The organism is Pseudomonas sp. LS-2, assembly GCF_003605735.1.
In the GTDB taxonomy this organism is placed as follows: domain Bacteria; phylum Pseudomonadota; class Gammaproteobacteria; order Pseudomonadales; family Pseudomonadaceae; genus Aquipseudomonas.
This window is the reverse complement of record NZ_QXTJ01000002.1, coordinates 41249-56305: the sequence shown is the minus strand read 5'-3', so window position 1 is coordinate 56305 and position 15057 is coordinate 41249. Positions and strand designations below refer to the sequence as shown.

The following is a 15057-nucleotide window of genomic DNA, read 5'->3' as shown; positions in this document are numbered from 1 at the left end:
ATATCTGTAAGTCCTGCCCACAGGACATGACAGAAGAGGTGCATATGGCTACCCAGGACAATCAGCAAACCACCGACCGCAACGACCCCGCCATCGACCCAGACACCCCGGACAACGGCATGGGTCATGACAAGGCCCCTGCGCAGAGCCAGGGCGACACCCAAAGCCAGGGCGGCTCACAAAGTCAGGGCGACGCCCAAGGCCAGAGCGGCTCTCAAAGTGAGGGCAATAACGGCGCCCAAAGCCAGGAAAACAACGGCAACCAATCGGGGGAGAACAGCTTCACGCCGGACTTCGAGCCTGAAGAACACACCTCACCGGACAAGACCAAGGAAGAAGGCCAGACCGGTGAGACCGACCGGGATATCGACACACCCGGGGGTTAGCGACTGACAGGCGGTTCTAAACCCCGACCAAAGTTGACTGCTTGACTGAACGGCGAATGTCCTTGTGGGCGCCGGCTTGCTGGCCCCCACAGGATTGCGCCAAGCAGGCTCCCCACAGGAGGTGCAAGGAACTGCCATCCCAAGCCCATTAAATATCGCCGCCGACCCACTCCATCCGCTCCGAATCAAGCCTTTGCCCATTGCATAGCCCCCTAACAAACCGGCACCATCACGCTTTCGTCTGCCCACGCAGACCTGCCTGCAGATTCCCCCCGGAGCGTTGTCGATAATGGTCCAGCCCGCCACTCAGGATTCCCCGCGCCTCAACGATAAGCTCACCCCTCGCGAATTCCGCGGCATGGTAGCGATTCTGCTGTCCATAGCCCTGGCGACACTCGACACGGCCATCGCCAATACTGCGCTGCCGACCATAGCCGCCGACCTCAACGCATCTCCCGCTGCGTCGGTATGGATTATCAACGCCTACCAGCTCGCCGCTGTCGCCACACTCTTGCCCCTCGCGGCGCTGGGCGGTGTGCTTGGTCAGCGCAAGGTTTACCTCGGCGGGCTGATGCTGTTCGTCCTGTCCTCAGCGCTGTGCACCTTCGCCTGGTCGCTGCCGACCCTGACCATCGCCCGCGTGCTCCAGGGCCTGGGCGCCAGCGCGATCATGAGCGTCAACGCCGGGCTGATCAGCTCGATCTTCCCCCGGGAACGGCTTGGCCGGGGTCTGGGCATGAACGCGCTGGTAGTCGGCGTCTCGTTCTCGGTCGGCCCCACCATCGCCTCGCTGGTGCTGTCGGTGGCGAACTGGCCGTGGCTGTTTGCGATCAACCTGCCCATCGGCGTCTTCGCGCTGGTCTTCGCCTGGAACTCATTACCGGTCACCCAACCCGGCAGCCTGACTTTTGACCGGGTGACGGCGGTCCTAAACGTCATCACCTTCGGCGCATTGATCTTCGCGCTGAGCCAGGCCTCGCAACTGGGTTCGATGAGCAGCGTGTTGATTGCGCTGGCGGTGTTTCTTGTCGGCGGCGCGGCGATGCTCAGGCGCGAGGCCGGGCACCCGGCGCCGATGTTCCCGCTGGACCTGCTCAAACGCCCGATGTTCGCGTTGTCGGCACTGACCGCATTCTGCTCGTTCGCCACTCAGGGGCTGGCGTTCGTGTCGCTGCCGTTCTTCTTCGAAACCACGCTGGGTCGCGACCCGGTGCAGACCGGCTTTCTGATGACGCCGTGGTCGGTGGTGGTGGCGATGATCGCGCCCCTTGCCGGGCGCATGTCCGACCGTTACGCGCCGGGCCTGCTCGGCGGTATCGGGTTGGCGATTCTCTGCGCGGGGATGATTTCGCTGGCGACAATGCCGGCCGACGCCAGCGTCATTTCCATCGGCGCGCGGATGATTCTGTGTGGCATCGGCTTCGGTTTTTTCCAGGCGCCGAACCAGAAAGCCCTGATGACCAGCGCCCCGAAAGAGCGCTCCAGCGGCGCCAGTGGCACCATTGCCACAGCCCGTTTGATCGGTCAGGCGACCGGCGCGGCGCTGGTGGCCTTGAGCTTCGGGATTTCCAGCGAGCATGGGCCGGTGCTGGCGTTGAGCATCGGTGCAGGGTTTGCGGCGGTGGGCAGCGTGGCGAGTGGATTGCGCCTGGTGACCCAGAACACGGCCAACCCCCGCGCCTGACGCTCAGTCCCGGCTCCTGTAGCAGTCCGGCCGGGCGGCTACAGGGGCCGTGTGGTCATGAAGGCTACGAAGCAGAATCAGGCAATCATTCCGGAGAACTGGTACAGCGTTCTTCGGCCCAAGGTTCCTAACATGGCGTGATCAAGCATCGACACCTGCCCCGTGAGGAAAACCCCATGAGTACGACAAAAACCCTGTTCATCACCGGCGTCAGCAGTGGCTTCGGCAAAGCGCTCGCCGCCCAGGCCCTGGCCGCCGGGCACACCGTCATCGGCACCCTGCGCACCCAGCAAGCGCTGGCCGAGTTCGAAGCTCAGGCCCAGGGCCGTGCCCATGGCGTGCTGCTGGACGTGACCGAGTTCGACGCCATCGACAGCGTGATCAATGACGTTGACACCGCCTTCGGCCCGGTGGATGTGCTGGTCAATAACGCAGGCTACGGCCACGAAGGCATTCTCGAAGAGTCGTCAATGGACGAACTGCGCCGTCAGTTCGACGTCAACGTGTTCGGCGCGGTGGCGGTCACCAAGGCGTTCGTACCGCTGTTCCGGCAGCGCCGCAAGGGCCACATTCTCAACATCACCTCCATGGGCGGCTTTATCACCATGCCGGGCATCGCCTACTACAACGGCAGCAAGTTCGCGCTGGAAGGCATTTCCGAAGCGTTGGGCAAGGAATTGAAGCCGTTCAACGTGCACGTCACAGCGGTGGCGCCGGGCGGATTTCGTACTGATTGGGCAGGACGCTCGATGCAACGCACAGCGCGGCAGATCGCCGATTACGACGAAAGCTTCAACCCGATTCGCAAGGCCCGCGAAGAGCGCAGCGGCAAGCAGATCGGCGATCCGGTGAAAGCCGCGAACGCGATGCTGAAGCTGATCGACAGCGAAAACCCGCCTGCGCATTTGTTGCTCGGGTCTGATGCGTTGAAGCTGGTGCGGGATAAACTGGCGCTGCTGGAGTCCGAGATTGCGGCGTGGGAAGAGGTGACGCGGTCTACGGATGGCTGATTTACCCTGTCTCGCGACGATCATCTGTAGCAGCACGGCTTGCCGGCGGTAGCGATCCCAAGCACGCCGCAGGCAAGCCGTGCTACAGGTTTCAGGCAGAAAGAACTCTCCATCACACCCCGCCCCGACTGAATATCCGGATCACTTCATCCAGGTGATCCGCCATCGCTTGCCGCGCCGCTTCGGGGTCGCGGCTTTCCAGCGCTTGCAGGATCAACCGATGCTCATGCTCCGAGCGAAACGGCATGTCATCCGACGTGTAGTGCGCTTGAAGACGCTGGAACATGCTGCCGTACTGATGCCCGAGCAAGTGCTGGATCATCAGCGCGTAGGCGGGATTGCCCGAGGCCTGGGCGATGCGAATGTGGAACAGCCGGTCACCAGGGTGGGTGTGGGAATGCTCGCGGTTGTCGTGGGTGTTGCGCTCGAACGCGGCGCGGATCGATTCGAGTTCATCCTCGCTGGCGTTCTGCGCGGCCAGCGCGGCGGTCTCCGGTTCGATCAGACGGCGCGCCTGCAACAGGGCAAACGGCGGAATTTCAGCGTTGAAATCCACGTCGATGCCCAGCTCGGGATCGAGGTCTTTCCACTGATCGCGAGTCGCCTGTTTCATCACCGGTTCATCGGACAGCAACTGCAGCGCAGGCTCGCAGACCAGCACCCCGTTGCCCACCCGCACATCCACAAGCCCGATCACTTCCAGCGCAATCATCGCCTCGCGCACCGAGGCGCGGCTCACGCCCAGCATCTTGGCCAGTTCACGCTCGGCTGGCAGACGGCTGCCGGGGGGAAATTCCCCGCTGTCGATCAAGGCTCGCAGCTGATCGGCGATCTGGCGGTAAAGCCTCTGGTTATCAATAGCTTGGATTGGCATCGGAACTCAGCTCGAAAATGAAAATTGCGGTCCTGCAGGAAAATGACCTTGTTGCGGTCGCAGACAAGTGCTAAAAACAGGACCAATGGCCTGACCATTGGATCGCTGCAATGAACGGATGATAGCAAACCTCTCGGGGTTGAGCGTGTGCCAAAACATCCCTCACTGCGCCTGCAATGGCCTGACCATTGGACCTGACACGCCCGTTTCTCACTATAAAAACAAGGGATTCATCATGGACCTCACCGGTAAGCGAGTGCTCATCACCGCCGCCGCCCAGGGCATCGGTCAAGCCAGTGTCGAGGCTTACCTGAATGCGGGCGCGGAAGTCTTCGCCGTCGATATCAACGGCGCCGCGCTGGACAGCCTGCAAGGCGTACACAAACACGTTCTGGACGTCACCGACCACGCCGCCATCGAGCGCCTGGCTGCCGAGATCGGCGCGCTGGACGTGCTGTTCAACTGCGCGGGTGTGGTGCACAGCGGCAACATTCTCGAATGCTCCGACAAGGACTGGAGCTCCGCCTTCGACCTCAACGTCACGGCCATGTACAAGATGATCCGCGCCTTCTTGCCGGCGATGCTCGCCAATGGCGGCGGCTCGATCATCAACATGTCGTCGGTGGCCTCGGCGATCAAGGGCGTCCCCAATCGTTTTGCCTACTGCGCCAGCAAGGCTGCGGTGATCGGCATCACCCGCTCGGTGGCTGCCGATTTCGTCGGGCAGAACATCCGCTGCAACTGCATCTGCCCCGGCACCGTGGAATCCCCGTCGCTGCGTCAGCGCGTGGCCGAACAGGCAGCCCGCGAACATCGCGATGAGGCGCAAGTCTATGCGGCGTTCGAGGCGCGTCAGCCCATGGGGCGTCTGGGAACGCCTGAAGAGATCGCGCAACTGGCGCTGTATCTCGGCTCGTCGGCCAGCGGCTTCACCACGGGTACGGCGCAGATCATCGACGGTGGGTGGAGTAACTGAATTCCCCCGCGCCGGCCTGCCCCCTGTAGGCGTGAGCTTGCTCGCGATGCGATATGCCTGTTTCGCAAGCAATGGCTGATACGACGCCATCGCGAGCAAGCACGCCTACACGGGCTGACACTCCATTCTGATTAATCATTCAAACGAGGACACCCCATGAAACTGCTGCGCTACGGTCAACCCGGCAAAGAACTCCCGGGCCTGCTGGACAAGGACGGTGGCATTCGCGACCTGTCGGAATTCATCGACGACGTTTCAGGCGCCGCGCTCAGCCCTGAAAGCATCGCAAAACTCAAAGCGCTCGACCCTGCGAGCCTGCCGCTGGTCAAGGGCAATCCACGCATTGGTGCCTGCGTCGGTCAGGTCGGCAAGTTCATCTGCATCGGCCTCAACTACGCCGACCACGCCGCGGAAACCGGCGCCGACATTCCCAAAGAGCCGATCATTTTCAACAAGTGGACCAGCGCCATTGTCGGCCCCAACGACAACGTGGAAATCCCGCGCAACTCGAAGAAAACCGACTGGGAAGTCGAACTCGGCGTGGTCATCGGCAAAGGCGGACGCTACATCGACGAAGCCAGCGCCATGGAGCACGTGGCGGGCTATTGCGTGATCAACGATGTGTCCGAGCGTGAATTCCAGATCGAGCGCGGCGGCACCTGGGACAAGGGTAAGGGTTGCGACACCTTCGGACCGATGGGGCCATGGCTGGTGACCCGGGACGAGATCGCCGACCCGCACCAGCTCAGTCTGTGGCTGGAAGTGGACGGCAAGCGTTACCAGAACGGCAGCACCCGCACCATGATTTTCCAGATCCCGAAACTGGTCAGCTACCTCAGCCAGTTCATGAGCCTGCAACCGGGCGACGTGATTTCCACCGGCACCCCGCCGGGCGTGGGTCTGGGCATCAAGCCGGAGCCGGTGTTCCTGCGCGCTGGTCAGCGCATGCGCCTGGGTATCGAAGGGTTGGGCGAGCAGGAACAACTGACTGTCGATGCTTGACCCGGCAGAAGACCTGCGGCGATCCGCAGGTCTTTCCCTGCCCCACAACCATTCCAAAGGGACCCGCCATGACCATCATCACCGCCCTGCGCGTTGAAGACATTCGCTTTCCCACCTCGGATTCGCTGGACGGCTCCGACGCAATGAACCCCGACCCGGATTACTCGGCGGCGTACGTCATTCTGGAAACCGATCACCCTACTCTCCAGGGCCACGGCCTGACCTTCACCATCGGGCGCGGCAACGAGATCTGCTGCGCGGCGATCAAGGCGCTGTCCGGGGTGATGGTCGGCCTGAAGCTGGAGTGGATCGCCGAAGACATGGGCCGTTTCTGGCGCCACGTCACCAGCGACAGCCAGTTGCGCTGGATCGGTCCGGACAAGGGCGCGATTCACTTGGCCACCGGTGCCGTGGTCAATGCTGCGTGGGACTTGTGGGCCAAGTCCGAAGGCAAACCGGTATGGCAACTGGTGGCCGACATGAGCCCCGAACAACTGGTGCGTTGCATCGATTTCCGCTACATCACCGACTGCATCACCCCGGACGAAGCACTGGCCCTGCTGCGTGATCGCGCCAAGGGCAAGGCCGAGCGTCTTCAGTCACTGAAAGCTGAGGGCTACCCCTGCTACACCACGTCCGCAGGCTGGCTTGGCTACCCCGACGACAAACTGCGTCGGCTGTGTCAGGAAGCGGTCGACGGCGGTTTCTCCCACATCAAACTCAAGGTCGGTCGCGACCTGCAAGACGACATCCGCCGCGTACGGATCGCCCGCGAAGTGCTGGGCCCGGACCGGCATCTGATGATCGATGCCAATCAGGTCTGGGAAGTCGATGCCGCCATCGACTGGGTGCGCGAGCTGTCGTTCGCCAAGCCGTGGTTCATCGAAGAACCCACCAGCCCTGACGACGTCGAGGGTCATCGCAAGATTCGCCTGGGCGTCTCGCCGGTGAAAGTGGCGACCGGCGAAATGTGCCAGAACCGCATCGTTTTCAAACAACTGATCATGCGCGAGGCCATCGATGTGGTGCAGATCGACGCCTGCCGCCTGGGCGGGGTCAACGAGGTGCTGGCGGTGATGCTGATGGCTGCCAAATACCATCTTCCGGTGTGCCCTCATGCCGGTGGCGTCGGGCTGTGCGAGTACGTGCAACACCTGTCGATGATCGATTACCTGTGCCTGGCCGGCACCCATGAGGGCCGGGTGGTGGAGTTCGTCGATCACCTGCACGAGCACTTCGAAGACCCATGCGTGATTCGCGATGCGGCGTACATGCCCCCAACCGCGCCGGGGTTTTCGATTCAGATGAAAGAGGCGTCGCGCAAGGCGTATGCGTATCGGGGCTGATCTGCTTTCCACCTGATCAACGCCGATCCCTTGTAGGAGTGAGCTTGCTCGCGATGACGGCGTATCAGGGGACCGGTTTGTCACAGGCGAATCGCATTCGCGGGCAAGCGCGCTCCTACAGAACGTCGCTCGTTGCAACGGACGGAGTACAACAACAATGTCGTCCCACAAAACTCGTCATTCAGCACCCGCATTGCGCGTGGATGCCCATCAGCATTTCTGGCGTTACCGCGCGCAGGACTACCCGTGGATCGATGATCGTCACGGCGCACTGCGGCGCGATTTTCTGCCCGAAGACCTCAAGCCGCTGCTCGATCAGCACGGCCTCGCGGGCTGTGTTGCAGTGCAGGCACGGCACAGTCCGCACGAGACCGAGACCCTGCTCGCGCTGGCCGATCAGCACCCGTGGATACTCGGCGTGGTCGGCTGGGTCGATCTGCGCGCACCCGATCTTGAACGGCAACTGGCACAGTCGAGCGAGTCGGGAAAGCTGGTGGGCCTGCGCCATCAGATCCAGGACGAACCCTCGCCTTCGCTGTTCATGCAAGACCCGGTATTCGCCCGAGGCATGCGTCTGCTGCAAGCCCGTGAACTGAGCTACGACCTGCTGATCAAGGACGCCGATCTGCATGCCGCTGCCGACTTCTGCAAACGCCACGACGAACATCACATCATCCTTGATCACCTCGGCAAACCTGACCTCTCTCAGGAAGACCCCATCGCCTGGGCCGACCGCATCACGCCGCTGGCCGCCCTGCCCCATGTCAGTTGCAAGCTCTCCGGTCTGATCACCGAGGCCGACTGGCAGCAGTGGCGTCCCGCGCAATTGCTGCCGTATTTCTACCTCGCGCTGGAGCTGTTCGGTCCGCAACGACTGATGTTCGGCTCCGACTGGCCGGTGTGCCAAGTGGCCGGCAGCTACAGCGAGGTTCATCAGCTGTTCGAAAGCGCCCTTCACGAACTGTCTGCCGATGAACAGGCGGCCATTCGCGGGGGCACCGCCATTGGCCTTTATGGCCTGCAAGGAAACTGCCCATGAATCTGCATCTGCAAGACAAAGTCATCATCGTCACTGGCGGCGGCTCCGGCATCGGCGCTGCCATCTCGCTGGGCCTGGCCGAGGAAGGCGCGATCCCGGTGATCTTCGCCAACCAGCCCTTGCCCGCCGAACTTGCCGCCGAGCTGGACAGGCGCCAGCCGCAAAGCCTGTTCGTACAGGTGGAGCTGCGTGACGAAGCCGGCTGTGCCGCAGCGGTCAGGAAGGTGATCGAGCGCTTCGGGCATCTCGACGGCCTGGTCAATAACGCCGGGGTCAACGACAACGTGGGGCTTGAGGCCGGGCGCAGCGCCTTCATCGAGTCGCTGGAAAAGAACCTGATCCACTATTACCTGATGACCCATTTGTGCGTCGATGCGTTGAAGGCGAGCAAGGGCGCCATCGTCAATATCGGTTCGAAAACCGCCCTCACCGGGCAAGGCGGCACCAGCGGCTACACCGCCTCCAAAGGCGCCCAGCTGTCGCTGACCCGCGAGTGGGCGGCGTCGTTGCTGGGCGACGGTGTTCGGGTCAACGCGGTGATTCCGGCAGAGGTGATGACGCCTTTGTATGAGCGCTGGATTGCGAGCTTTGACGAACCCGCGGCGAAGCTGGCGAAGATCGTCGAAAAGATCCCTTTAGGCCAGCGCATGACCACCCCCCAGGAGATCGCCGACAGCGTGCTGTTTCTGCTGTCGTCGCGGGCCTCGCACACCACCGGGCAATGGCTGGTGGTGGACGGTGGCTACACCCATCTGGACCGGGCGCTGACATGAGCACGCAACGGTTCTGCCTGGCGCTGGATCTGGTCGAAGACCCGGCGTTGATCGCCGAGTACCAGCGCCTGCACCAACGCATCTGGCCCGAGATCGCCCATCACCTGCGTCATGAGGGGGTGCTCGACATGCAGATCTGGCAGTTGGGTACGCGGCTGTTCATGGTCATGGAAACCGCGCCCGGTTTCAGTGCCGAGAAGATGGATAAAGCCAGCGCCGAACACCCCAAAGTGCAGGAATGGGAAGACCTGATGTGGGCGTTCCAGAAGCCGACGCCGTGGACCGAGCCGGGCAACAAATGGCAGCCGATGGAACGGATTTTCAGTTTGGCGGAACAGCCGCCTTGACCGGTTCAGCCCGGTCGGCACAGTTGCCCTTGATTCTGGCCGGAGGCCGTGGGAGTCAAGCTTGCTGACGATCTGCCGGGTACCGGCAGCAGAACCTGACCGCACCGTGCTCCTGACAGATCGAGGATACAGGATTTGCTGCCGGTACCCGGCAGATCGCTCGCAAGCAGAGCTCCCACGCCCTCCGGGCAGAATCAGATTCAACCGTCATTACGACAATGCCACCACTCTATAACGCGTCACGCCCCAACAAAAACAATAGGAGAGCGTCATGTTGACCAAAGACACGAAAGTCGAAACCCAGGTGTACCGTCACGCAGAGCCGTCGGTTCGCATGGCGCTGATGTTGGTGACCAGTCTGTTTTTCCTCTGGGGCCTGTCGTATGGCCTGCTGGATGTACTGAACAAACACTTCCAGGAAACCCTGCACGTCAGCAAGGCGCAGTCCGGGTTGTTGCAGGCCGCGTATTTCGGCGCGTATTTCATCATCGCGCTGCCCGCAGGCCTGCTGATGGATCGCTTCGGCTACAAGGCCGGGATTCTGCTGGGGCTGTGCCTGTATGCGGCGGGCGCGCTGCTGTTCATGCCTGCCGCCAATGCCGCGAGCTTCCCGTTCTTCCTCTTCGCGCTGTTCGTCATCGCGCTGGGCCTTGGCTGTCTGGAGACCGCAGCTAACCCCTACGCTACGGTGCTGGGCGACCCGAAAGGCGCCGAACGCCGCCTGAACCTGGCGCAGTCGTTCAACGGTCTCGGCCAGTTCGTCGGACCGTTGCTCGGCGGCGCGCTGTTCTTCGGTGGCGCGAATGCCGGAACCGATAACAGCTCATTGCAGACCACCTACGTGGTCATCGCGGTGATCGTGTTGCTGGTCGCTGCCCTCTTCGCCCGCACGCCAATGCCCGACCTGCGCGAACAGGAATCGAACATCCAGCGCAGCGACAGCAAGACCCTGTGGCAGCATCGCGAATTCGTCGGCGGCGTGGTGACGCAGTTTTTCTATGTGGCGGCGCAGGTGGGAGTGGGGGCGTTCTTCATCAACTACGTCACCGAACACTGGGCGAGCATGACCAGCCAGACGGCGGCGTATCTGCTGTCGGTGGCGATGATCTGCTTCATGTGCGGGCGCTTCTTCAGCACCTGGCTGATGGGCCGTATCCCCGCGCAGCGGCTGTTGATGGTCTATGCGTGGATTAACGTCGCGCTGTGTGCGGTGGTGGTCAGCGGGGTGGAAAGCGTGTCGGTGGTGGCGTTGATCGCGGTCTTTTTCTTCATGTCGATCATGTTCCCGACCATCTTCGCCATGGGCGTGAAAAACCTCGGTCCTCACACCAAACGCGGCAGTTCGTTTTTGATCATGGCCATCGTCGGCGGCGCACTGATGCCGTACTTCATGGGGTTGGTCGCCGACCACTTCTCGACAGCCGTAGCGTATTTGCTGCCGTTGGGGTGTTTTGTGGTGGTGGCGTTTTACGGGAAGAGCGGGTTGCGCGGTCAGGTGCTGTAGCGAATTGCAGGAGCGCGCTTGCCCGCGATTGGTTGTGTCAGGTTTGCATGTGCTGACTGACACAACACTATCGCGGGCAAGCGCGCTCCTACAGATCAAGCGTCTGACAGCGGCCGTACACCTTACGGCTTGGCAATGTCCGTACGACTCACCGCTGGCGACTCCTTGGGCAAGGTCGCCCGCAGTTTCGTCACTTCCTCGGCGTTCACTGCCGGCGCCTGATTGCCCCAACTGCTGCGAATGAAGGTCAGTAGCTGCGCCACTTCTTCATCCGACAGTCGCCAGGCGAATCCGGGCATGCCCAGCTCCGAAGGCGCGGTCGCGGTCGCCGGCAATTTGCTGCCCGCCAACACCAGCCGAATCATCGATACCGGGTCCTGGGACAGCACCGACGAGTTGCCCGCAATCTTCGGGAACACCCGCTCGTAGCCCTGACCGTTGGTGCGGTGGCAGGCTGCGCAGTTGTCGACGTACAGCTCGGCGCCGCGACTGCCTTCCTGCCCCGCCGCCAGCGCCTTGGCGGTTGCCGGATCGGCCTTGAAGCTGGCGACCTGGTCCTTGGTCGGCGGCAGGCTTTTCAGGTAAGCAGCGACGGCATGCAGGTCAGCGTCGTTGAGGTGCTGGGTGCTGTGAACCACCACATCACCCATCGCACCGCCCAGAACGGCATGAGTGGCACTGCGCGCGCTGCGAAGCGTGGCGACGATGTCGTCGTCGCTCCAGTTGCCCAGGCCATCGGCCGGGTTGCCACGCAGATTCACGGCCAGCCAGCCGTCAATCACCGGACCGCCCGACAGGAACGCCTCACCGGATTCATCCAGCGCCTTCTCTTGCAAGGTCAGCGCCCGCGGCGTGTGACAGCTGCCGCAGTGCCCCAGTCCCTGCACCAGATAGGCGCCGCGTGCGATCTGCGGGTCCTTGTAGCGACTCGCATCGAAAGCCACGGCTTGCGGCGCGGGTGCGAACACCTTGCGCCAGATCGCCAGCGGCCAGCGCATCGACAACGGCCACGGCACGTCATTGGCACGGTTCTGGGCAGAGACCGGCGCCACACCCTGCATGAAGTACGCGTACAGCGCGCGCATGTCGTCATCGCTGGTGCGCGCATAAGCCGGGTATGGCATGGCCGGGTACAGACTGGTGCCGTTGGCCGCGATGCCGTGGCGCACGGCGCGATCGAAGTCTTCCAGCGAGTAATTACCAATGCCGGAAGCCTTGTCGGGCGTGATGTTGCTGCTGTACAGCGTGCCGATAGGCGATGCGATCGGCAGGCCACCGGCGAAGGGTTTGCCACCCTTTGCGGTATGACACGCCGTGCAGTCGCCGGCATCGGCCAGGTAGCGACCCTTCTCGATCAACGCCGCCTGATCCGCGTCCTTGGCAGCCGCGAGCGTAGGCGTCGTGGTCGGCCAGAAGGCGAAGATCAGCAGCGCGACGAGTACCACCACCGCCAGGGAAATCAGGCTCAAGAGAAACTTTTTCATGGTCGTCTCTCCTTATGCCTGAACCAGCGGGCCGGGATTTTTCAGGTACTGCTCGCGAATGGCCTTGGCGGACCAGTACGCCAGCGCACCCACCATCCCGGTCGGGTTGTAGCCGTTGTTCTGCGGGAAGGCGTTGGCACCGATGGCGAACACATTGTGCACGTCCCACGATTGCAGATAACGGTTCAGCGCCGAGGTCTTCGGATCGCTGCCCATGATCGCGCCGCCGCAGGTGTGAGTGCTCTGGTACTTGGTGATGTTGTAGTGCTCGCCCGGCTTCTTGGCGTCACCGGCCAGGGCCGTCGGGTTGAGGATCTTCGACATCTCTACCGCCTTGCCCACCAGGAACTGCGAGGCCTTCACTTCGTTGTCGTGCCAGTCGAAGTTCATGCGCAGCAGCGGCCGACCGAAACCGTCCTTGTAAGTCGGATCGAGGCTCAGGTAATGCTGCTTGTACGACATGCAGGCGCCCTGCACTTCGAAATAGAACGAGTGACGGAACGCATCGCTGGCCGCCTGTTTCCAGGCTGTGCCCCAGTTCGGCGTGCCCGGCGGCACGTTGATTCCGCGCACGGGACCGGCGCCCGGCTGCCGCGCCCAGATGATGCCGCCGCCGACGAAACCGGCCTTGGCGTTGTCCAGCTGGTTGCCGTTGAGGTTGTCCATCGTGGTGCCGGCGCCGCCGATGCCGATGAACTGATTGGCCTGCACGTCCTTGTCGAAAAACAGCACCACACGGTTGAGGTTCTGGTACGAGTAGTTGCGTCCGATCGTGCCTTCACCGGTTTGCGGATCGTAGGGTTTGCCGATGCCGGACAACAGCATCAGGTGCACGTTGTACAGCGAGAACGCACACAGCAATACGAGGTCGGCCTGCTGCTCGACTTCGCGGCCCTGAGCGTCGAGGTACGTCACGCCAGTGGCCTTCTTGCCGTCGCTGTCCAGGTTGACCTTGAGCACTTGCGCGTGGGTGCGCAGCTCGAAGTTCTTGCGCTGACGCAACACCGGCAGAATGCTGATGTTGGGGCTGGCCTTGGAGTAGTTCAGGCAACCGTAGTCACTGCAGAAACCGCACGCGTTGCACGGGCCCATCTGGCAGCCGTACGGGTTGACGTACGGTGCCGACGCGTTGGACGCCGGAATCGGATACGGGTCCCAACCCATTTCCCGCGCCCCTTTGTAGAACATCTCGGCGCCGAGGTAATTGGGGTTCGGCCCCAACGGGAATTCCCGCGAGCGCGAGCCTTCGAACGGGTTGCCGCCGACCTGCTTCACGCCGCTGATCACACCGGCCTTGCCGGAGGTGCCACAGACGTATTCGAAGTGATCGAAATGCGGTTCCAGGTCCTCGTAGCTGACCGGGAAATCCTGAATGCTCATGTCCGAGGGAATGAATTTCGCGCCGTAACGCTGCTCGACATTGCTGCGTAACTTGAAGTCTTCCGGCAATGCACGGAAATGACAGCCGGACCAGTGACTGCCCGCACCGCCGACTCCCGTGCCCGGTTTGAACGAACCCATCTGGCGATAGGGCACGGCGGTCGACGTCAGGTTATGCCGTACCGTGACCGTCTCTTGCGACAGGCTTTGCAGGTAGCGACGGTGCACCGAACCTTCCAGTTCATCGACCACTTTCGGGTAGGCGAAGTCGGGCTGGGTGTCGCGATCGGCGCCGCGCTCCAGCACCACCACATGCAGACCGGCATCGGTCAGTTCCTTGGCCAGAATCGCGCCGGTCCAGCCCATGCCGACGATCACGGCATCCACTTTCGGTTTTGCGTTCGCCATGCTCAACCCCTCCGTCCGGCCAGATCGACCGGTGGCAACGGGTACGGTTTGTCGCGCACCGTGACCCAATCCATGTAATCAGCGCGCATGCCGGGATAGCCGATCATTTTCCACGCGCCCATGTTCTTGTTGCCGCCGTGGGACGGGTCGGCGAAATAGCCGTTGCGCACCTCGTTCAGCAGATTGGTGAAGAACAGCTTCGATGAGATGTCCTCCAGTGCCAGCTTGCCGCCCTCGGCCGCCTTGAGCAGTTCTTCCTGCTGGGGGTGCGACAGCTCGGCGAAGGCCTTGCCGGAAAAGGTCTTCTTGCAGCTGGCGTCCATGGCCTTGATGCCGATGCGCAGGGTTTCGCGCAGGTTCAAGCGGCCCTGATAACCGAATTCAGGCGCGGCTTCGAGAAACGGCCCCTGCATGTACCAGATGCCCCCGTTGGCGTAGGGCGTCTGCATGTGACGATCCAGAAACTCGGGAACGCCCAGCTCGACGGCGCCGGGCCCGACATGGTCGGAAGGGATCAAACGATCACAGGCGGCGATCACGAACGCCCATTCTTCGGGGGTGAAGAAGGTCGGTTTGTAGTCACCAGCGGATACGGCGGGCACAGCGGAGCCACTTTGCCTGGCGTCGCTGGCCGGGGTCTGCGCGAATGAACTGGAAGGAAGGCCGGCACTGGCCAGGGTTACCACGGGGATGAGCGTCAGCGACTTGCGTAGAAAATCGCGACGCGCCGGGGAGGTGTCGTCATCGAACATCGTTCACTTCTCCTGAGACTGAACACGGGTGTGCTTCGTTTTTCTTGTGTTTTCTTCTTATGGATCACCCGGCGCTTCGAGCATTGAACGTC

At 62.3% G+C, this 15057-nt stretch carries 14 protein-coding genes; 10 read left to right on the top strand and 4 right to left on the bottom strand.

Features of this window, described 5'->3' with window-relative positions:
- The first annotated feature begins 44 nt into the window (after positions 1-44).
- From D3M70_RS01105 to D3M70_RS01095, 3 genes are all read left to right on the top strand, one after another.
- Positions 45-386 (top strand): hypothetical protein, encoded by a 342-nt coding sequence (locus D3M70_RS01105; RefSeq protein WP_120123637.1) that lies wholly within the window; start codon positions 45-47, stop codon positions 384-386.
- Between the two features lie 358 nt (positions 387-744).
- Complete coding sequence (locus tag D3M70_RS01100; protein ID WP_120123891.1) at positions 745-2070, top strand: MFS transporter; 1326 nt, start codon at positions 745-747, stop codon at positions 2068-2070.
- Between the two features lie 176 nt (positions 2071-2246).
- A complete protein-coding gene (locus tag D3M70_RS01095) occupies positions 2247-3080 on the top strand; it encodes an oxidoreductase (protein ID WP_120123635.1) in 834 nt (277 codons plus the stop codon).
- A 112-nt stretch (positions 3081-3192) separates the two neighbouring features.
- Here D3M70_RS01095 and D3M70_RS01090 read toward each other — a convergent pair whose 3' ends face one another.
- The gene (locus tag D3M70_RS01090) at positions 3193-3954 is read right to left on the bottom strand and encodes a FadR/GntR family transcriptional regulator (protein WP_120123634.1); all 762 of its coding nucleotides are present in this window, start codon (positions 3952-3954) and stop codon (positions 3193-3195) included.
- A gap of 235 nt (positions 3955-4189) precedes the next feature.
- Here D3M70_RS01090 and D3M70_RS01085 point away from each other — a divergent pair, with 235 nt between their 5' ends.
- From D3M70_RS01085 to D3M70_RS01055, 7 genes are all read left to right on the top strand, one after another.
- Positions 4190-4930 carry an SDR family oxidoreductase gene (locus D3M70_RS01085; protein WP_120123632.1) on the top strand — a complete coding sequence of 247 codons (741 nt, stop codon included), beginning with the start codon at positions 4190-4192 and terminating at the stop codon, positions 4928-4930.
- Between the two features lie 156 nt (positions 4931-5086).
- Complete coding sequence (locus D3M70_RS01080) at positions 5087-5932, top strand: ureidoglycolate lyase (RefSeq protein WP_120123630.1); 846 nt, start codon at positions 5087-5089, stop codon at positions 5930-5932.
- 68 nt (positions 5933-6000) lie between these two features.
- Positions 6001-7278 carry an L-fuconate dehydratase gene (locus D3M70_RS01075; RefSeq protein WP_120123629.1) on the top strand — a complete coding sequence of 426 codons (1278 nt, stop codon included), beginning with the start codon at positions 6001-6003 and terminating at the stop codon, positions 7276-7278.
- 157 nt (positions 7279-7435) lie between these two features.
- Positions 7436-8317: an amidohydrolase gene (locus D3M70_RS01070; protein ID WP_120123627.1), complete on the top strand. Its 882-nt coding sequence runs from the start codon at positions 7436-7438 to the stop codon at positions 8315-8317.
- Entirely contained in the window at positions 8314-9090 is a 777-nt protein-coding gene (locus D3M70_RS01065) for an SDR family oxidoreductase (RefSeq protein ID WP_120123625.1), read from the top strand. Before D3M70_RS01070 ends, D3M70_RS01065 begins: the two co-directional genes overlap by 4 nt.
- Positions 9087-9437 carry an L-rhamnose mutarotase gene (locus tag D3M70_RS01060; protein WP_120123624.1) on the top strand — a complete coding sequence of 117 codons (351 nt, stop codon included), beginning with the start codon at positions 9087-9089 and terminating at the stop codon, positions 9435-9437. Before D3M70_RS01065 ends, D3M70_RS01060 begins: the two co-directional genes overlap by 4 nt.
- A gap of 271 nt (positions 9438-9708) precedes the next feature.
- Complete coding sequence (locus D3M70_RS01055; protein ID WP_120123622.1) at positions 9709-10941, top strand: sugar MFS transporter; 1233 nt, start codon at positions 9709-9711, stop codon at positions 10939-10941.
- 122 nt (positions 10942-11063) lie between these two features.
- Here D3M70_RS01055 and D3M70_RS01050 read toward each other — a convergent pair whose 3' ends face one another.
- Genes D3M70_RS01050 through D3M70_RS01040 form a run of 3 tightly spaced genes read right to left on the bottom strand, consistent with a single transcriptional unit; the run spans position 11064 to position 14965 of the window.
- The gene (locus D3M70_RS01050; RefSeq protein WP_120123621.1) at positions 11064-12425 is read right to left on the bottom strand and encodes a cytochrome c; all 1362 of its coding nucleotides are present in this window, start codon (positions 12423-12425) and stop codon (positions 11064-11066) included.
- Positions 12426-12437: 12 nt separating this feature from the next.
- On the bottom strand, positions 12438-14213 hold the full coding sequence (locus D3M70_RS01045; RefSeq protein ID WP_120123619.1) for a GMC family oxidoreductase: 1776 nt from the start codon (positions 14211-14213) through the stop codon (positions 12438-12440).
- A gap of 2 nt (positions 14214-14215) precedes the next feature.
- Positions 14216-14965: a gluconate 2-dehydrogenase subunit 3 family protein gene (locus D3M70_RS01040; protein WP_120123617.1), complete on the bottom strand. Its 750-nt coding sequence runs from the start codon at positions 14963-14965 to the stop codon at positions 14216-14218.
- Between the last annotated feature and the right edge of the window lie 92 nt (positions 14966-15057).